Annotated in this window: 17 protein-coding genes, 1 tRNA gene and 1 pseudogene; 8 read left to right on the top strand and 11 right to left on the bottom strand. The window is 60.6% G+C overall.

Going from position 1 to position 18866, the window contains the following annotated elements:
* Positions 1 to 4: 4 nt before the first annotated feature.
* Positions 5 to 91: transfer RNA gene (locus HX868_RS17590), tRNA-Leu, on the bottom strand.
* 244 nt (positions 92 to 335) lie between these two features.
* Positions 336 to 665 carry a hypothetical protein gene (locus HX868_RS17585; RefSeq protein ID WP_177003762.1) on the bottom strand — a complete coding sequence of 110 codons (330 nt, stop codon included), beginning with the start codon at positions 663 to 665 and terminating at the stop codon, positions 336 to 338.
* A 77-nt stretch (positions 666 to 742) separates the two neighbouring features.
* Between HX868_RS17585 and HX868_RS17580 the strand changes: the two genes are divergently transcribed.
* Positions 743 to 1348 (top strand): cysteine hydrolase family protein, encoded by a 606-nt coding sequence (locus tag HX868_RS17580; protein ID WP_177003761.1) that lies wholly within the window; start codon positions 743 to 745, stop codon positions 1346 to 1348.
* A gap of 39 nt (positions 1349 to 1387) precedes the next feature.
* On the opposite strand, the gene HX868_RS17575 is transcribed toward HX868_RS17580, so the two are convergent.
* The 6 genes from HX868_RS17575 to pstS all read right to left on the bottom strand — a co-directional run bounded on the left by HX868_RS17575 (position 1388) and on the right by pstS (position 6505).
* The gene (locus HX868_RS17575) at positions 1388 to 1981 is read right to left on the bottom strand and encodes a hypothetical protein (protein ID WP_177003760.1); all 594 of its coding nucleotides are present in this window, start codon (positions 1979 to 1981) and stop codon (positions 1388 to 1390) included.
* A complete protein-coding gene (locus HX868_RS17570; protein ID WP_177003759.1) occupies positions 1981 to 2679 on the bottom strand; it encodes a hypothetical protein in 699 nt (232 codons plus the stop codon). Before HX868_RS17570 ends, HX868_RS17575 begins: the two co-directional genes overlap by 1 nt.
* A 27-nt stretch (positions 2680 to 2706) precedes the next feature.
* Positions 2707 to 3468, bottom strand: a complete 762-nt coding sequence (gene pstB / locus HX868_RS17565; RefSeq protein ID WP_010210300.1) for a phosphate ABC transporter ATP-binding protein PstB — start codon at positions 3466 to 3468, stop codon at positions 2707 to 2709.
* A gap of 76 nt (positions 3469 to 3544) precedes the next feature.
* Positions 3545 to 4438 (bottom strand): phosphate ABC transporter permease PstA, encoded by an 894-nt coding sequence (gene pstA, locus HX868_RS17560; RefSeq protein WP_028616256.1) that lies wholly within the window; start codon positions 4436 to 4438, stop codon positions 3545 to 3547.
* A complete protein-coding gene (gene pstC / locus HX868_RS17555) occupies positions 4438 to 5403 on the bottom strand; it encodes a phosphate ABC transporter permease subunit PstC (RefSeq protein ID WP_016978032.1) in 966 nt (321 codons plus the stop codon). The genes pstA and pstC overlap by 1 nt, the downstream gene beginning before the upstream one ends.
* 73 nt (positions 5404 to 5476) lie before the next feature.
* Positions 5477 to 6505 (bottom strand): phosphate ABC transporter substrate-binding protein PstS, encoded by a 1029-nt coding sequence (gene pstS, locus HX868_RS17550; RefSeq protein ID WP_016978033.1) that lies wholly within the window; start codon positions 6503 to 6505, stop codon positions 5477 to 5479.
* A 184-nt stretch (positions 6506 to 6689) separates the two neighbouring features.
* Between pstS and ppk2 the strand changes: the two are divergent.
* A pseudogene (gene ppk2 / locus HX868_RS17545) lies at positions 6690 to 7607 on the top strand (polyphosphate kinase 2).
* On the opposite strand, the gene HX868_RS17540 reads toward ppk2, so the two are convergent.
* Entirely contained in the window at positions 7601 to 8278 is a 678-nt protein-coding gene (locus HX868_RS17540; protein WP_177003758.1) for a nitroreductase, read from the bottom strand. The pseudogene ppk2 and the gene HX868_RS17540 sit on opposite strands and share 7 nt — an antisense overlap.
* Positions 8279 to 8391: 113 nt before the next feature.
* Between HX868_RS17540 and HX868_RS17535 the strand changes: the two genes are divergently transcribed.
* Entirely contained in the window at positions 8392 to 9273 is an 882-nt protein-coding gene (locus HX868_RS17535; protein WP_218168716.1) for a LysR family transcriptional regulator, read from the top strand.
* Between the two features lie 4 nt (positions 9274 to 9277).
* Here HX868_RS17535 and treS read toward each other — a convergent pair whose 3' ends face one another.
* Together treS and HX868_RS17525 are read right to left on the bottom strand one after the other, a co-directional pair.
* On the bottom strand, positions 9278 to 11341 hold the full coding sequence (treS, locus tag HX868_RS17530; protein ID WP_177003756.1) for a maltose alpha-D-glucosyltransferase: 2064 nt from the start codon (positions 11339 to 11341) through the stop codon (positions 9278 to 9280).
* An 86-nt stretch (positions 11342 to 11427) separates the two neighbouring features.
* A complete protein-coding gene (locus HX868_RS17525; protein ID WP_177003755.1) occupies positions 11428 to 12186 on the bottom strand; it encodes an AraC family transcriptional regulator in 759 nt (252 codons plus the stop codon).
* Positions 12187 to 12372: 186 nt separating this feature from the next.
* Between HX868_RS17525 and HX868_RS17520 the strand changes: the two genes are divergently transcribed.
* From HX868_RS17520 to HX868_RS17500, 5 genes are read left to right on the top strand one after another with little or no spacing between them, the layout of a single operon-like run.
* Positions 12373 to 13992, top strand: a complete 1620-nt coding sequence (locus HX868_RS17520; protein WP_177003754.1) for an APC family permease — start codon at positions 12373 to 12375, stop codon at positions 13990 to 13992.
* A 14-nt stretch (positions 13993 to 14006) separates the two neighbouring features.
* Positions 14007 to 14933, top strand: coding sequence for a 4-hydroxyproline epimerase (locus HX868_RS17515; RefSeq protein ID WP_177003753.1), 927 nt, complete (start codon positions 14007 to 14009; stop codon positions 14931 to 14933).
* Between the two features lie 42 nt (positions 14934 to 14975).
* On the top strand, positions 14976 to 15923 hold the full coding sequence (locus HX868_RS17510) for a dihydrodipicolinate synthase family protein (protein WP_177003752.1): 948 nt from the start codon (positions 14976 to 14978) through the stop codon (positions 15921 to 15923).
* 60 nt (positions 15924 to 15983) lie between these two features.
* Positions 15984 to 17555 (top strand): aldehyde dehydrogenase (NADP(+)), encoded by a 1572-nt coding sequence (locus HX868_RS17505; protein ID WP_177003751.1) that lies wholly within the window; start codon positions 15984 to 15986, stop codon positions 17553 to 17555.
* Positions 17556 to 17558: 3 nt separating this feature from the next.
* On the top strand, positions 17559 to 18797 hold the full coding sequence (locus HX868_RS17500; RefSeq protein ID WP_177003750.1) for an NAD(P)/FAD-dependent oxidoreductase: 1239 nt from the start codon (positions 17559 to 17561) through the stop codon (positions 18795 to 18797).
* Positions 18798 to 18866 lie beyond the last annotated feature (69 nt).

The raw sequence follows: 18866 nt of genomic DNA, 5'->3' as shown, positions 1-18866 counted from the left end.
ATGATGGTGCCCGAACCCGGAATCGAACCGGGACGCCCTTACGAGCGGGGGATTTTAAGTCCCATGCGTCTACCAGTTTCGCCATTCGGGCGGTAGCGCGTGTTGCAGGGTTGGGAATATATAGATCCAGTCGCTTTGACGCAAGGTCGCGGGGCAGCTTTCTTGCTTCAGTAAGCCAGTAAAAAAGCTTGGTAGATCAGTGAGCTAGGTCAGCATCTAGAGGAAAAACCGCAACGTCATCCAAGTATTTGCGCCACCTGACCCGCTATCGTGGCGCCCTCCCAACGGAATGGACACCACGCGCCAGGAAGCAGGTGATGCCTGCTTCCCAGTAACTACTCGACGACAGACTCCGCCGCTGGCGATGATTTTTTGAATGCCAGCGCCGGGTCAGGCACTTCAACCCAGCCCTTCTTCACATACTCAGCGGCGACGATTTTACGGATCAGGAAGCAGTAGATGATGGGCAACCCGGCAATGGGTATCGCCGCCCAGGGCGGGCCTGCGAGAAAACCCAGCCCTAATGCCACAGCCCAGATCAGCAGGTGGCGCCAAAGGCCTGCGAAGAGCAGGTAGAGCGGGCCGAGAAACAAGACTGCCAACACCTGGAACGCATCGACTTCTTCGACCTGGTCACTCTCTGGATGTTTGAAATAGCGGGTCATTGCACTGTCCTTGTGGGGGTTAATTCAGTGAATATACTCTGAAGGGTCAATCCAGTGACACCTCTCGGAGCCTCATCATGAACCCAAACGCCACCGCTCTTGTCCTGATCGAGTTCCAAAACGATTTCACCACCGCAGGTGGCGTGTTTCATGACGCCGTCAAAGACGTCATGCACCAGTCCGACATGCTGGCCAACACTGCAACGACGGTGCAACAGGCACGCGCGCTGGGCGTGAAGATCATTCACCTGCCGATCCAGTTCACTGAGGGTTACCCGGAACTGACGACGCGTGATTATGGAATCTTGAAGGGCGTTGCCGATGGCGCTGCTTTTCTTTCCGGCAGTTGGGGCGCTGAGATCACCGAGGCAATCAGCCGTGAAACCGGCGATATCCTCGTGGAAGGCAAGCGCGGGCTGGATGGCTTTGCCACCACCGGCCTGGACCTGGTACTGCGCAACAACGGCATTCAGAACCTGGTGGTGGCGGGATTCCTGACCAACTGCTGCGTCGAAGGCACCGTTCGATCAGGTTATGAGAAGGGTTATAACGTGGTGACGCTGGCCGACTGCACGGCAACGTTCACCGATGAACAGCAAAAAGCGGCTGAAAACTTCACGCTGTCGATGTTTTCGAAGGTGTTACGGCACACCGAGTTTCTTGGGGCGTTGAACGCCAAGTAAACAAAAGGGGCGACTGATCAATCAGTCGCCCCTTTTGTATTATCCGTTCAACGTCAGGCCCGGATAAGTCCGAACGGGCATCTTATGCCGTTGCGGTTGTTGCCGGGCAAGTTGCACCTGAACCTGTGCCACAGCCTCCAGCACACGCTGCGCCCACTGCTCATCTTCCGGGTCAACCACCACCACGCGAAACCCGTGGTCGAAGCCTTCAAGCTGAACGCCTTCGGAATCATCAACATGCAAATCGATATCGAAGGCCGGCGGGAATTTTGACGGGGTGCTCGTCAGCCCACGTTCGGTCAGGGCCTGGCTATGTCGCGCACTGTTGACCACGCCGTCGACATGGATGCCATACAGCAACAACCAACGCCGGATGTAGGACGGCGTACGGCCGGACGAGGTGTAGACCCAAACGCTGCAACCCTGGCGACGCAGCTCACGGGTCAGAGAACGGGTGCCGCAGCGCAAGGGCTCGCCCAGCCAACGGTGCACACACGCCGGCAAGCGGCTGTGCTCGGTTGCACTGTGGTGCAGCTGACAGGCCAGTGTGTCGTCGATGTCGAACGAAATACGGATTCGCTGACGCTTGATGAACACACGCTTGATCGTGTCGAGCACTGGGTACCTTCCCATCATTGGCCCCCCCGGTGGGCGGGCGCTGGTGTGTCGCTCAGGAAAAACTCGGTTGGATCTGGAGCGTTATCTTCCAGGAACGCTGCGTATTTTTTCTTGATCTTGGGCAATTCGTACAAAGCCATTACGCCATGCTTGGCGGAGTTGCGTATCACCGAGGACGGGTTGAAATAGCCCTCGGCGTTGTCCAGCGTCAGTACAAACGGTGGCAACCCCTCACGCATCAGCAGGTAGCTGACGATCAGCGACCCACTGCGGTGATTGCCTTCAATGAACAACTGCGGCTTGCTCAGGACCCGCACGTAGACACCGGCTGCTCGCTTCCATACGGATTCGTTATGGTGCTTGCAATACCAGTTGTACAGATCCTTGATGCCACCTTCGACATTGTTGAAAAAGTGCACTTCGGTCGCCGCCAGGTGCTGCGCGTATTCCTGCCGGCGTACCGGGTCTTTGCCACAGAGCACCGTGGCATTGATCTCCAGCATCAGGTTCAGTTGCTGGAGGTCGAACAGGTCGACACCGCGCGCAACATAGTCGTCAATCAGGGCATAACCTTCAAGCACATTCTGCAGCACTTCGTCTGTCAGCGGGTCGCGTGGTTCGGTGAAGTCCTGGCTCAGTTGGGCAAAACGGGCCTGGACCTTACGCAGGGCGCGTTCGATCGCGGCCAGATCAAGACGATGTGTTGCAGGCATTGGCATTCCTGAAAGACGGTGCATGGGTCAGCTGAACTTGCCGCTGATGTAGTCCCCGGTCATTTGCTCACGCGGGTTCTCAAAGATCTGTGCCGTTGGACCCATTTCCACCAGATAACCGGTACGGGTGCCCTGGGAGATGTCCACCGAGAAAAACGCGGTGGTATCCGCCACACGGATCGCCTGCTGCATGTTGTGGGTGACCAGCGCGATGGTGTAGTCCTTTTTCAACTCGACCATCAGTTCTTCGACACGACGCGTGGCAATCGGGTCGAGCGCCGAGCAAGGTTCGTCCAACAGCAACACTTCCGGCTCGGTCGCGATGGCGCGGGCGATGCACAGACGTTGCTGCTGGCCGCCGGACAGCGAGAGGCCGCTGACCTTGAGCTTGTCCTTGACCTCGTCCCACAGCGCGGCGCCTTGCAGTGCGTGCTTGACGCGGTCGCCCAAGTCGCCCTTGTAGCGATTCAGGCGCAGGCCAAAGGCCACGTTGTCGAAAATGCTCATCGAGAACGGGTTCGGCTGCTGAAACACCATGCCGATGTAACGACGCACAACCACCGGATCCACGCCCTTGCCGTACACGTCCTGGCCGAGGAAATGCACGTGGCCTTCGAAGCGGAAGCCTTTCACCAGGTCGTTCATACGGTTGAGGCTACGCAGCACAGTCGATTTGCCGCAGCCGGACGGGCCGATGAAGCCGGTGATCTTGTTTTTCTCGATTGGCACATGGCTATCACGCACCGCCATGAAGTTGCCGTAGAAAATCTTGTCCAGCTTGCAGTCCATGACCACAGGTGCCTGGGTGACAAACGGAGCGGCTTTTTGCGCAGTTGAGACGTTCAAAATTCAGGTGCTCCCGTTCTTAGTACTTGGGCTTGCCGAAAATACGGCTCACGATATTCACGACCAGCACGATCATTACCAGCACCAACGAGGCCGCCCAGGCAAGCTCAAGCTGGTTGTCGAAAGGCATGCCGGAAAAGTTGTAAATCAACACGGCCAGAGACGCCGTCGGATTCATCACCGCCAGGCTGCCGTCGTGGTAGATCCAGTAGTTACTGAACAGCGCGGTAAACAACAGAGGGGCGGTTTCGCCGGCGGCACGTGCTACAGCGAGCATCACGCCGGTCAGGATCGCGGGCATGCCGGTGGGCAAGACGATTTTCCAGATCACCTGCGAGCGGGTGCAGCCCATGCCGTACGCCGCGTCCTTCATGATCTTGGGCACCATCTTCATCGACTCTTCAGCCGTCAGCACCACGATTGGCAGCATCAGCACCGCCAGCGCTACACCACCGGCCGGGGCCGAGTAGGTTCCAGTGGTCATCACCACCAAGGCGTAGGCAAATACACCCGCCAGGATCGATGGCAAGCCGGTGAGCATCTTGGCGGCGAAGCGCGAGGCGTTCGCCAGTTTGCTGTCCGGGCCCAGCTCCGCGAGGAAGATGGCAGCCAGGATGCCGACCGGCACGGCAATGGCGGCAGCGATACCCACCATCACGAACGTACCGGCCATGGCATTACCGAAGCCACCGCCCGTCTCGAAACCGGTGGGCGGCAGTTCGGTGAACACTTCCAGGCTCAGGCGTGCGCCGCCACGGGTGATCAGCATGTAGAGCACGGAAATCAGCGGCACACTGGCCAGCAGCGCACCGAGCCACACCAGCGTGGTCAGCACCAGGCTGCGCAATGCGCGGCCTTCGAACCGGCGCTGCAGGCTCGGCATGGCGGTGATAGGCGTAGAGAGATCAGTCATTATTTGGTACCCCGCTGGGCGTAGACCATGATCATCGAACCGATGATGTTCACCAGCAGCGTGATAAACATCAGGACCAGTGCGGCGTACATCAACACTTCGATCTCGTTCGGGCCGGCTTCGGGGAAGTTCAGCGCCAACAAGGCTGCCAGTGTGTTGGCGGGTGCAAACAGCGAAAGCGAGATGTTGTTCGCGTTGCCCACCAGCATGGCCAGGGCCATGGTTTCACCCAAGGCGCGACCGAGGCCTAGCACGAGGGAACCGAAGATGCCGGTCGCGGCGGATGGCACCATCACCTTGAGAATCGCTTCCCAGTGGGTGGTGCCCATGCCGTAGGCGGCCTGCTTGGTTTTCATCGGCACACCGGTGAGGGCGTCCTGGGACACGGCGGCGATGGTCGGCAGGATCATGATGGCCAGCACCAGCGCGGCTGGCAGCAGGCCCGGTCCGCTCAGGGATGTGCCGAAAAACGGGATCCAGCCCAGTTCAGTGTTCAGCCACGCAGTCAGCGGGCGGATGGCCGGGATCACCACATAAATACCCCAGAGGCCGTAGACCACGCTGGGGATGGCTGCGAGCAGTTCAACGATGGTGCGAAACACCGCCGCGAGTTTTGCCGGCAGGAAATCCTGGGTAAGAAAAATCGCCATGCTGACGCCGAAAAAACCTGCGATCAACAACGCGATAAGGGCGCTGTAAAGCGTGCCCCAAATAGCTGGCAGAATGCCGTACTTGCCTTGGTTAACGTCCCAGACACTGCCGAAGAGCACATCAAAACCGTGCTTTTCCATGCCGGGAAGTGCCTTGCGTCCTACTTCGAAGACCAGCGCGAAAACCAGCGCCAGCACCAGCACCACGCCTATGCGTGCAAGTGCACGGAAGGTGCGGTCAACCAGGAAATCCTTCGTAGAGGGTGGCTGGCACGCAGAATCCGGGTTAACCGGTACGACAAAAGGTGTGTTCATTGGCTAATTCCGGAACAAGGGGGGAACGCTCCCGGCATGGCTGACGGCCCATGCCGGGAGCGGCCTGGCGGCCTTACTGGATGTTGGCGGAAGCTTTGCGAACTTGATCGACAACCGATGGAGGCAGTGGGATGTAGCCCATCGAGTCGGCGATTTTCTGACCTTCGGTCAGGCTGTACTCGACCATTTCACGCATGGCTTTGGCCTTGGCTGGGTTGCCGTTGTCCTTGCGGAAGATCATCCAGGTGTAGGACGTGATCGGGTAGGACTTGGCGCCATCCGGGTCCGGCAGCCAGGCCACCAGGCTTTCCGGCATTTTCACCGCAGCCAGGGCTTCGGCGCCGCTTTCGGCGTTCGGTACCACATATTTGCCGGCCTTGTTCTGCAGTTGGGCAAAGTCAACCTTGGCCAGTTTGGCGAAGCCGTATTCGATGTAGCCAATCGCGCCTGGGGTCTGACGCACAGTAGCGGTCACACCGTCGTTTTTCGGCGATTTGATGAACTTGTCGCTGGCTGGCCAGTTGACGGTGTTGCCTTCGCCCAGGTCTTTCTGGAACTCAGGGTTGATCGCGGCCAAGTGCTTGGTGAACACCGCGGTGGTACCGCTGGAGTCTGCACGCACGACAACAGTGATCGGCATGTCAGGCAGTTTCAGGCCCGGGTTGGCGGCAGCGATCTTCGGATCGTTCCACTTGGTGATCTTGCCCAGGAAGATGTTGGAGTACACATCGCGTGGCAATTTGAGTTCTTTAGGATTGCCCGGCAGGTTGAACGCCAACACGATTTCACCGGCGGTCATCGGCAGCAGTTGCGCGCCTTCGGCCACCTTGGCGATGTCTTCGTCTTTCATGGCCGAGTCGCTGGCGGCGAAGTCGACGGTTTTGTTCAGGAAGTCCTGTACACCCGCACCGCTACCTTTGGATTGGTAATCAACGGTGACACCCTCGGTTTTCTTGCTGAAATCCTTGAACCAGGTGAGGTAGATCGGGGCTGGGAAACTCGCACCGGAACCGGTGAGGCGGATGCTCTCGGCGGCAAACACCGAGGTGGCACTGAGAGAAACCGCAACGGCGAGTGCAGCAGACTTCATCAGACGTTTCATTAAGGAAAATCCTTGTGATTTCGGGCCCGGGAACTCTGCAACATTCTTGTTACGGTTTTATGAACGTGGAGTGGCAAAACGCCTGGTTGTCCCCCTCTCCCACCGCAATCACGGCATTTGATGTCATTGGTTAGTAACAAAATGCGACTAAGACTTTGCCATCCCCACCACGCGAGTTCCGCCCATGTCCTCAATAGAAGATGCCTTGATGCAGCGCATCCACCGTGAGTTGCTGGACCACAGTGACGAAGAACTGGAACTGGAATTATCCGAAGATGGGCACGACCTCAACGCGCTGTTTGACGAGCACATCGGTGAAAGCGCCGAAAAAGCCGCGCGCAGGATCTATTTCAGCGAACTGTTCCGCCTGCAGGGCGAGCTGGTGAAATTGCAGAGCTGGGTGGTCAAGACCGGCCACAAGGTAGTGATCCTGTTCGAAGGGCGCGATGCCGCCGGTAAAGGCGGTGTGATCAAGCGCATCACTCAGCGCCTGAACCCCAGGGTCTGCCGAGTAGCCGCCCTGCCTGCGCCGAATGACCGCGAGCAGACCCAGTGGTACTTCCAGCGCTACGTTTCGCACCTGCCCGCCGCCGGCGAAATCGTGCTGTTCGACCGCAGCTGGTACAACCGCGCTGGCGTCGAGCAGGTAATGGGTTTTTGCAACGCGGACCAGTACGAAGAGTTCTTCCGCACCGTGCCGGAGTTCGAGCGCATGCTTGCCCGTTCCGGCATTCAGTTGATCAAGTACTGGTTTTCCATTTCCGACCAGGAATAGCACCTGCGCTTTCTTAGTCGCATCCACGACCCGCTCAAGCAATGGAAGCTCAGCCCCATGGACCTGGAGTCGCGTCGGCGCTGGGAGGCTTACACCAAGGCCAAGGAAATCATGCTCGAACGCACCCATATCGCCGAAGCGCCGTGGTGGGTGGTGCAGGCGGATGACAAGAAAAAAGCCCGGCTCAACTGCATCCACCATTTGCTTGGGCAGATGCCGTATGAGGAAGTGCAATTGCCGGTGATCGAACTGCCGCAGCGCGTGCGGCAGGAGGATTACTCACGCAACCCGACACCGCCAGAACTCATCGTGCCGCAGCTCTATTGATGTAGCACCACACTTTCAGTCAACGCCACCCGCCCTACGTCGACAAAATTCGACGCTGAATGCGGGTCGGCGTATCCGAAGGAAATCCCGAACATCAGCTTCAATTCTCCGCTCACCCCCAATACCTCACGTACCGTCTCGGCATACATCCCCAGCAATGTCTGGGGAATCCCGCCCAATCCCCGCGCCTGCAACGACAGCAAGAAGGTTTGTGCATACATGCCGACATCCCCGGCTGCGCGTACGTAATCGCTGATCTGCGGCATAAACAGGAAGGCCACGTGAGGCGCGTCGAAGAACTTCAGGTTGTGGCGCAGGCACGCTAAACGTGCGGCGTGGTCATCACGTCCGATATCAATCGCCTCGTAGCGTGCGCGGCCACTGTCCTGGGCGCGTTGGGCATACACGCCGGTGTAGGCCTGCATATCGAATGCGAAGTCCGGTGTGTAGTGCTGACGGTCGTCGGCGGCCAGCAATGCCTCAGACAACCGGTCGCGCACCGCGCCGCTGACCAAATGCACCTGCCAGGGCTGGGTGTTGCAGTTGGAGGGGCTGTGCTGGGCGTCCAGCAACACGCGGTTGATCAGGTGGTCACTGAGCGGCGCAGGCAAGAACTGACGCGTGACACGGCGGCTTCGTACAACGTGCTGAAAGAATTCGGGAGAGGTCATCGGAATGCTCCTGGAAAAGATGCTAGCTTATTCACCACCTAAACCCTGATAAACGACCCAATGATTAGTACATTAACAACTGAGTGTAGTGAATAGTGGACAGATTTCGTGCCATGCAGGTATTCGTCACCGCCACCGAGGCCGGCTCGTTTGCCGCGGCCGCGAACGTGTTGGAGATGTCGGCACAGATGGTCGCGCGGTACATCGGCCATCTGGAGGAGCACCTGAACGTGCGCCTGCTGAATCGCACGACCCGGCGCCAGCAACTCACTGAATTCGGTCGTGCCTACTACGATCGCTGCGTGAGTCTGCTGGCCGACCTTGAGGCAGCGGATGCCATGGCGCTGGAGACACACGCCCACCCTGTGGGCGCGCTGAAGATCAGTGCGCCGCAGAACTTCGGCGCGCAAAGCCTGATGCCGGTAATCAACCAGTTCCTGGCGGCGCACCCACGGGTGGAGATCGACCTCGACCTGACTGATCGCTACGTCGACCTGATCGCCGAAGGGGTTGAAGTGGCTTTTCGAATTGGTGCGCCCGCCGTTGATGACAGCACCAGCCTGGTGGTGCGTCCTTTGCGCCCTTATCAAATGCTCGTGTGCGCCGCGCCGGCGTATCTTGACGCGCACGGTGCGCCGACTCACCCCAGCGAATTGGCCAGCCACTCCTGCCTGGGCTATGTGTTTTCCGACCGGGTCACGGACAAACAGTGGGTATTCACCCGTAATGGCAAAAGCTATCCCGTATCTGTAGGCAGCCGACTACGGGTCAATAGCGCCGATGCACACGTGAAGGCGGCTATCGCCGGCTTTGGCCTAGTGATGGCCACACTGGATCAATTGGCCCCAGCCTTGGCCAGTGGCCAGTTGGTACGTGTGTTACCGAACTACGAGGGCCCGTCCAAACCCATGAGCCTTATCTACCCGGCAGACCGTCAGCGCACGGCAAAATTGCGGCATTTCATTGATCGTGTGATGGACGTGTTTGGCGCCTGAGCCCTTACATCGGCGTACTGCTCACCACCCGCAGCGCCAGCCCCTCATAGGCATCCAGGGCAATGGTGAATTCGCCCTCCGCCGTCAGGTCGCCCTCCACCCTCTCGTTGATGATGTCCACCACCATCCCGGCAGCGATATCGGGTAAATGCAGGGTTTCGGTGATGGGTGTAGCACCGAAGTTCAGCGCAGTGATTTGCGTGCCTTTGCCGGCCGGTAATTCATGGACCATCACCAGCAACGCCGAGTTTTCAACCTCCGGCACTAAAATTTGGCGGCTGGCGGCGATGTCGTAAGCGCGTCGTACCGCGAGGATTTTCTGCAGTTGCGAAGCAAAGGATTCCGGATCCTGCAACTGGCTGTTCAAGCTGCCATAGAGGCTTTTCGAACGCGGCATATGGCCCGCCGAAAGTTCCGCATCCGGGTTCAGGTCCACCAGGTCATAAGCCCCGCGATGAATCCAGCGTGTGTCGCCATCCTGCATCAGATGCTCGACCTCTTCAGCCGCCAGCGGCAACGCGCCCACCAAGTCCCAGCCCGACAAGGCAAACACCCCAGGCTGCATGGCGTTGTACATCACCAGCAGCAAATGGATCTGGCGGATCTGCTGGATATCCGCAGCGGTGATCGCCTCCAGATCACGAATGCCAAGCGCCGCTGTGATGATGCTGGCCGTGGTGCACGACACGCCATTGGTCACGAACTTGAGGTTATACGGTGCATGCTCACCGGCCAGACGCTCATACATCTGTTCGCGAATGTGCTCACGCAGGATATTGCCGGGGAAGGTCTGGCCCTGATAGAGAAAGGTGTCATGGGCGTGCAGAGTCCAGAAGTGCACCAGCTCCAGGGTCAGTTCATCGTGGTTCTGCAAGGCATGGATCAACGAACCGGGATCAATACCCTGGCGGTGCATTTCACGCAGCATCAGGCGCAGGAACTCGGCGTCGCCCATCAGCAGTGCGTGCTGGTACGCCGGGCGGGTGATGAAGTCATAGGACAGGTCGGCACCGCCATGGGACATGGAAGCGATGTCATCCACAGTGAGGTTCAACTCCTGAAAGCTGAAACCGCCGGCCTTGCGAATCGCGCCGCCGAGTAACTGGTTGCCGGTGATCGACAGTGGATGGCTCTCGGACCAGGCCGTACCGTCCAATTTGCGCTCCACACCGAGAAAACCGTTGGCGTCCAGGCGCAGGATCTTCGCGCCCATCACGTCGATGGCGTGCAGTGCATCACCGATGATCATCTGTTGTGCGGCGAAGGTCGGGTCCAGCCAGTTCAGCGATGGCTGGCCTTCCTTGAAGTAATGCAGGTACACCCAGCGACGCGGCTTGCCATCTACACCGAGCACCACGTCTGTCGCGCTCCAGTCGGTTTCCTTGACGCCGGGCTCGAAAAAGATCACCCGCTGCAACTGGCCGACGATGTAGTGTTTGTCACGCAACGCGTCGACCTGGGCGGGACTGAGGTTCTGCGCGTCACGGCCTTCCGCGATGTCGGGCAGCAATGGCCAGTCCTCCTCGCGGATTTCTACCATGTGGTACAGGCCGGGATAGTCCTCATAGGCCATCTCGGCCAGGCGGAAATCTGCGCCCTTGCCGGTGTGGGACGGGATCACATCGTCGATGATCACCGCATTGTGTGCCGCTGCCATGCGCGTCAACGCCTGCAACTGCGCCTCGGTGCCCAACTCCGGGTCGATCTCGAAGCTGATGCGGTCGAAATTGCCATCGATAGTTGGCGTGTGCTGCGTGCCCTTCAGGCCGCCGGACTTCTTCAGCGGGCCATTGTGAATGCCCTGGATGCCGATCTTCGACAATGCATGCCACAGCGCCTCATCCCCCAGCGCCTCCAGCACCGTGCCGCCCTCGCGGGTCACTATGGAAGCCGGGTACGCGGTAAACCACACCGACGACAGGGCCGAAGCATCACGCGGCCGCGTCTGCGCGTACGGCTGCTGCCACAACCGGCCCTGGCCCGAATAGAGCTTGGCGCGCTGGCGTGCCGCGTGCAGCATCGATTGTTCCACCAGCCAGTTCACATGGTTGTTTTCAGCCGCCGTCATATGCCTGATCCCTGTTGTCGTCCAAAGGTTGCTCGTAAGCATAGGAGCCACAACCGGGGCCATTCGTTGCATTGCACTGTGGGCGACTAGGCTAACTGCCGATACTGCCTCGGCGTAAACCCCGTCGACGCCTTGAACTGGCGGGTAAACGCACTGTGGTCGGTATACCCGCATTGCAGCGCCACTTCGGTGATCGGCAAATCGGTGTGCAGCAGCCGGTGCGCATGCTCCAGCCGCACTTTCTGGATCATCTGCCGTGGGGTGAGGTGGAACACGCGCTTGCAGTAGCGCTCCAACTGCGCCACCGAAATTCCGGCGATCCGGGTCAATTCACCCAGGGGTACACGACGATTGAAGTGCGCGCGAATGTGCGCGTCCACGGCGGCCAGTCGCTGGTACGCCGGGTGGCTTTCGCTGGCGGTTTGCAGGTCGACCGAGATACCGGCCAGGCCGATGATCGCGCCCATTGGGTTGTACAACGGCCATTTGTGGGTCAAACACCAACCGGGTTCGCGGGTGCCGTACAGGTGCAGTTCCAGCTGATCTTCCAGCACAAAGCCCTGCTCCAGCACACGCCGGTCCTGCTCGGTGTAACCCGGTCCCAACTGCGCGGGAAAGACTTCGGCACTGGTCTTGCCCAGCAGCGGTTGCAACTGCTTGAGGCCGCAGCGCTGCACCAGGGTGCGGTTGGCGAGCACATAGCGGGCCTGGGTGTCCTTGATGAAAATCGCCGCATTGGGGATCACGTCCAGCATCGGCAATAGCTGCGCGACACTGCCCACTAACTGCTCGAGGTCTTGGGGGTTGCTCCCTTGGCAAAGGGTCGCAAACGCGCTCTGCATCATGACGGTCGATCCCCGCTGGTGGCCTGACGGATAGCAGATTGCCCGATGCCCGGCGCCCTGTCGAGCAAGCAAAACTGTGCTGATTTCGTCATCGATGCCGGCAAAAAACATCAATCGCGCCGCCCTTCATGAGTTCACTGTATGGCCACTGCATGCCTATCCAATAACTCACAAGAAGGCGACGCTATGTCAGCTCAAGGCAAGTTCAAGAAACAGCTTTCCCTGATGGACCTGACCTTTATCGGGTTGGGTGCCATCTTTGGTTCGGGCTGGTTGTTCGCAGCCAGCCACGTATCCGCAATCGCAGGCCCGGCGGGCATTATTTCCTGGCTCATCGGGGGGTTCGCGGTGCTGCTGCTGGGCATCGTGTACTGCGAACTGGGCGCCGCATTGCCGCGTGCCGGCGGCGTGGTGCGCTACCCGGTCTACTCCCATGGCCCGCTGTTGGGCTACCTGATGGGCTTCATTACCCTGATCGCGTTTTCCAGCCTGGTGGCCATCGAAGTGGTCGCCTCGCGGCAGTACGCGGCGGCGTGGTTTCCGGAGCTGACCAAGGCCGGTTCCAGCGACCCGACCACCCTGGGTTGGCTGGTGCAATTCGCCCTGCTCTGCCTGTTCTTCCTGCTCAATTACCGCAGCGTGAAGACCTTCGCCATCGCCAATAACCTGGTCAGCGTATTCAAGTTCATCGTGCCGCTGTTGGTGATTGGCGTGCTGTTCACCTTCTTCAAACCGGCGAACTTCCAGGTGCAGGGTTTCGCGCCGTTTGGGCTGTCGGGCATCGAGATGGCGGTTTCGGCCGGCGGGGTGATTTTTGCCTACCTGGGGCTGACACCGATCATCTCGGTGGCCAGTGAAGTGAAGAACCCGCAACGCACGATCCCAATTGCCTTGATCCTTTCGGTGTTGTTGTCGACCGCGATCTACGTGCTGCTGCAAACCGCCTTCCTCGGTGGCGTGCCCACGGAAATGCTCGCCAATGGCTGGGCCGGGATCAGCAAGGAACTGGCGCTGCCTTATCGGGATATCGCCCTGGCGCTGGGCGTGGGTTGGTTGGCCTACCTGGTGGTGGCCGACGCGGTGATCTCGCCCAGTGGCTGCGGCAATATCTACATGAACGCCACACCTCGTGTGGTGTATGGCTGGGCGCAGACCGGTACGTTTTTCAAGATTTTCACGCGTATCGATGAGAAGTCCGGCATTCCACGCCCGGCACTGTGGCTGACCTTTGGTTTGTCGGTGTTCTGGACCTTGCCGTTCCCATCCTGGGAAGCACTGATCAATGTGGTGTCTGCGGCGCTGATCCTCAGCTACGCCGTGGCCCCAGTGACTGTTGCCGCGCTGCGTCGCAATGCCCCGCAGATGGCGCGGCCGTTCCGGGTGAAGGGCATGGCGGTGCTGGGTCCGCTGTCGTTCATCATCGCCGCGCTGATCGTGTACTGGTCCGGTTGGGGCACGGTGTCCTGGCTGCTCGGCCTGCAGATCCTGATGTTTGTGGTGTACCTGCTGTGCGCCCGCTGGGTGCCGACTGCGCACATCAACCTCAAACAACAAGTGCGCTCGTCTGCGTGGCTGATCGGCTTCTACGCGGTGACCATCCTGCTGTCCAAGCTTGGCAGTTTTGGCGGCATCGGCGTGATCAGCCACCCGCTCGACACCATTGTCGTCGCTGCTTGCGCACTCGGCATTTACTACTGGGGCGCCGCCACTGGCGTGCCGGCTCACCTGGTACGGCTGGAACACGAAGCCGATGAAAGCGAAGCGGTCGATGAACCTCACGCCCCGCTGACACCCGCGACTTACTGATTCAGGAGCCTTTTATGAAGCGACTGCATGTGATCGACTCCCACACCGGCGGCGAACCGACACGCCTGGTCATGAGCGGTTTCCCGGCGCTGAGCGGCGCCACGATTGCCGATCAACTGCATAGCCTGCGCACCGAGCATGATCAATGGCGCCGTGCCTGCCTGCTGGAGCCGCGTGGCAACGATGTACTGGTCGGTGCGCTGTATTGCGAGCCTGTCACGCCGGGCGCGATCTGTGGCGTGATCTTCTTCAATAACGCCGGTTACCTCGGCATGTGCGGCCACGGCACCATCGGCCTGGTCGCCTCGCTGCACCACCTGGGGCGCATCCAGCCCGGCGTGCACACGATCGACACGCCCGTTGGCCCGGTGGCGGCCACGCTGCACGAAGATGGCAGCGTAACCCTGCGCAACGTGCCCGCCTATCGCTTGCATCAACACGTGCCGGTGGAAGTGCCGGGACATGGCGTGGTCTACGGCGATATCGCCTGGGGCGGCAACTGGTTTTTCCTGGTGTCGGACCATGGCCAACGCTTGCAGATGGACAACGTGGATGCCCTCACCGACTACACCTGGGCGATGCTCAAGGCCCTGGAGGATCAGGGCATTCACGGCGCGGACGGCGCACTGATCGATCACATCGAACTGTTCGCCGATGACGACCTTGCCGACAGCCGCAACTTCGTCATGTGCCCCGGCAAGGCCTACGACCGCTCACCCTGCGGCACCGGCACCAGCGCCAAGCTGGCCTGCCTGGCCGCCGATGAAAAACTCAAGCCCGGTGAAACCTGGACCCAAGCCAGCATCACCGGCAGCCAATTCGAAGGCCGCTATGAATGGGACGGCGAGCGCGTGCGGCCCTTCATCACCGGCAGCGCCTATATGACCGCCGACAGCACCTTGCTGATTGACGAGCGCGACCCGTTTGCCTGGGGCATCTAAGCCCTTCCCTGTTTTTACTGAACGTTCCAAGGAGTTAGAACAATGAGCGACAACATCTTCACCGGCTGCATCCCCGCCCTGATGACCCCGTGCACCGCCGAGCGCAAACCGGACTTCGACGCCCTGGTCGCCAAGGGCCGGGAATTGATCGATATCGGCATGAGCGCCGTGGTGTACTGCGGCTCCATGGGCGACTGGCCGTTGCTCACCGAGGCCGAACGCCAGGAAGGCGTCGCACGCCTAGTGGCCGCCGGTGTACCGACCATCGTCGGCACCGGCGCGGTCAACAGCCGTGAAGCCGTGGCCCATGCCGCCCACGCCGCCAAGGTCGGCGCCCATGGCCTGATGGTGATTCCGCGCGTGCTGTCCCGTGGTGCCTCCGCCACCGCGCAAAAGGCGCACTTCTCGGCCATCCTCAAGGCCGCGCCGAATCTGCCGGCGGTGATCTACAACAGCCCCTACTACGGCTTCGCCACCCGCGCCGACCTGTTCTTCGAACTGCGCCGCGAACACCCGAACCTGATCGGCTTCAAGGAGTTCGGCGGCGGTGCCGACCTGCGCTACGCCGCCGAACACATCACCTCCCAGGACGATAACGTGACCTTGATGGTCGGCGTGGACACTCAGGTAGTGCACGGTTTCGTCAACTGCAACGCCACTGGCGCCATCACCGGTATCGGCAACGCCCTGCCCCGGGAAGTGCTGCAACTGGTGGCCTTGAGCAAAAAAGCCGCCAAGGGCGATGCCAAGGCCCGTCGCCAGGCCCGTGCGCTGGAAGCGGCGCTGGCGGTGCTGTCGTCCTTCGATGAAGGCTGCGACCTGGTCCTGTATTACAAGCACCTGATGGTGCTCAATGGTGATAAAGGCTACGCCCTGCACTTCAATGAAACCGACGTACTCAGCGATGCGCAGCGCCGTTATGCCGAGAACCAGTACGCGCTGTTCCGCCAGTGGTATGCCAACTGGTCGGCGGAACAGAACGTCACCTGATCCCTTGCGCGCCGCTGCGGTTTTCGCAGCGGCCAACCTCTTTTCTACCAGGACAATCCCATGACTCTGACGGGCAAAATGCTGATCGGTCAGCAACTCATTTCCGGAAATCGCGCGGCGATCCGGGCGATCAATCCCGCCACCGATACCCCCATGGAACCGGCCTATCACGGTGGCAACGGTGAACAGGTGGCCCAGGCGTGCGCCTTGGCGTGGGCGGCGTTTGATGGGTATCGCGAAATCTCGCTGGAAGCTCGGGCCACCTTTCTTGAGACCATCGCCACGCACATCGAAGCCTTGGGTGAGGAGCTGATCGAACGTGCCGTTGCCGAAACCGGCCTGCCCCACGCGCGCATTCAAGGCGAACGCGGGCGCACCTGCGGCCAACTGCGCACCTTCGCCCGCACAGTACGCGCCGGAGAATGGCTGGATGTGCGGGTGGACCCTGCAGAGCCACAACGCCAGCCGCTGCCTCGTCCAGACCTGCGCCAGCGCCATATTGCGTTGGGCCCGGTGGCCGTGTTCGGTGCGAGCAATTTCCCCCTGGCGTTTTCCGTGGCCGGTGGCGATACCGCCTCTGCGCTGGCCGCCGGTTGCCCGGTGGTGGTCAAGGCCCATGGCGCACACCCAGGCACCAGTGAGCTGGTCGGCCGGGCGGTGGCGCAGGCGGTCAAGGCCTGTGGCTTGCCTGAGGGCGTGTTTTCATTGCTGTACGGTTCGGGCCGCGAGGTGGGGATTGCGCTGGTCACCGATCCGCGCATCAAGGCGGTTGGTTTTACCGGCTCGCGCAGCGGTGGCGTGGCATTGGTCCAAGCGGCGCAGGCCCGGCCCGAGCCAATTCCGGTGTATGCGGAAATGAGTTCGATCAATCCGGTGTACCTGTTTCCAGCCGCACTCACCACACGCGGTGAAGCGTTGGCGAAAGGCTTTGTGGCGTCGCTGACCCAAGGCGCCGGGCAGTTTTGCACCAACCCAGGATTAGTGATCGCCGTACAAGGGCCCGAACTGGATCGCTTTATCGGCATGGCCAGTGAAATGCTGCCCAACTGTGCAGCGCAGACCATGCTAACCCCCAGCATTTTCAGTGCCTTCGATGCAGGCGTGGCCGCACTGACCGAGCACGCCAAGGTGGCGGTAAAAGGGTTGCCAGCAGAAGGCCCCAACAGAGGCCAAGCCCACCTGTTCGTGACTCAGGCTCAAGCGTTTTTAGCGAATGAACACCTGCAAGCCGAAGTCTTCGGCGCAGCCTCATTGATCGTCGTATGCGCCAACGACGAGGAGATGCACCAGGTTTCCGAACACCTGGAAGGCCAACTGACCGCCACTCTGCAGATGGATGCAGACGATCTGCCAAACGCCAAAGCCCTGCTGCCGTTGCTTGAGCGCAAGGCCGGTCGCCTGCTGGTCAACGGCTGGCCGACAGGTGTCGAGGTCTGTGATGCCATGGTGCATGGCGGCCCCTTCCCCGCCACGTCAGACTCGCGCAGCACCTCGGTGGGCACGGCGGCCATCCAACGGTTTTTGCGCCCCGTGTGTTATCAAGACTTTCCCGATGCACTGTTGCCTGCCGCGCTCCAGCACGGCAACCCGTTGCTGCTGCGGCGCCTGCTCGACGGCCAGAGGGAGGCGTAGGCCATGTCCGATCCGGATATCATCGTGGTCGGCGCCGGCATCATCGGCGTTGCCTGCGCTCTGCAGCTGGCGCGTCAGGGCCGGCAAGTGCTGGTAGTCGACCCGCAGGAACCCGGTATGGGCGCGTCGTACGGCAATGCCGGGCACCTGGCGACCGAGCAAGTGTTTCCCATCGCCGACCTGTCGATCCTCAAGCGCTTGCCCGGCATGCTGCTGGACCCCATGGGACCGTTGCGCCTGGATTGGAAATACCTGCCGCACGCCCTGCCCTGGTTCGTGCGTTTGCTGCTGAACCTGCGACCGGCGAGCTATCAGCGCACGGTCGCGGGTATCCGCGCGCTCAATGAAGGCAGCCTGGCCGCGTGGCAGCGCCTGCTGCACAGCATCGGGCGCTCGGAGTTGCTGCGTGAGGATGGCTCGTTGCTGGTGTTTGAACGGGCGGATTCACGGGAAGCCCTCAATACCTTGCAGCAGCGCATGCAACAGCAGCAGGTGCCGGTGGCGTTCTGGTCCGGCGACGCCATACGCCAGGCTGCACCGCAGTTGAGCGACAACATCCAGGGCGGGCTGTTTTTTCCCGGCACCGGGCACTTTCTTGACCCTTATCACGTGGTCTGCGAACTGGTGCGGGCAGCCAAGGCCAGCGGCGTGCAGTTTCTTAAACGCCGGGTACTGGATGGCCGCGTCGACGCACAGGGCGTTTCACTCACCACTGGCCAGGGGCTGCTGAGTGCGCGTCAGGTCCTGATTGCCTGCGGCGCCCATTCGGCCAAACTGACCGCCGCCCTGACCGGCAAAAAAGTCCCGCTGGACACCGAGCGCGGCTACCACCTGATGCTGCCCCATGAACACCACCGTCTGCCGTTTGCGGTCACCTCCCTGGAGCGCAAATTCATCATGACGCCCATGACGGATGGCCTGCGTTTGGCCGGCACCGTGGAATTCGCTGGCCTTGATCGCCCTGCGAATATGGAGCGCGCCTGGCAGTTGCTTCGGTTGAGCAAGGGGTTGTTTCGCGAGGACTTGAGTGCAGAAGGTGCAACCCCGTGGATGGGGTTTCGGCCGTCGTTGCCGGACTCGCTGCCGGTGATTGACCGGGTGTGTGACGGGAAGGTACTGCTTGCGTTTGGGCATCAGCATCTGGGGTTGACGCAAGCGGCGGTGACGGCTGAGTGGGTCGGTGAGTTGGCGAGTGGGGATCGAGCGCCGTCAGTGGCCCCCTATCGCCTGGACCGGTTCTGAAACCTGTTGTAGTGAGCAGGCTTGCCCTGCTCACTACAACAAGCCTGTCTACCGTAGCGAGCTTCGTGT

This window comes from Pseudomonas reactans, from assembly GCF_013385825.1.
In the GTDB taxonomy this organism is placed as follows: Bacteria; Pseudomonadota; Gammaproteobacteria; order Pseudomonadales; family Pseudomonadaceae; genus Aquipseudomonas; species Aquipseudomonas reactans.
This window is presented reverse-complemented; position numbering and strand designations above follow the sequence as displayed.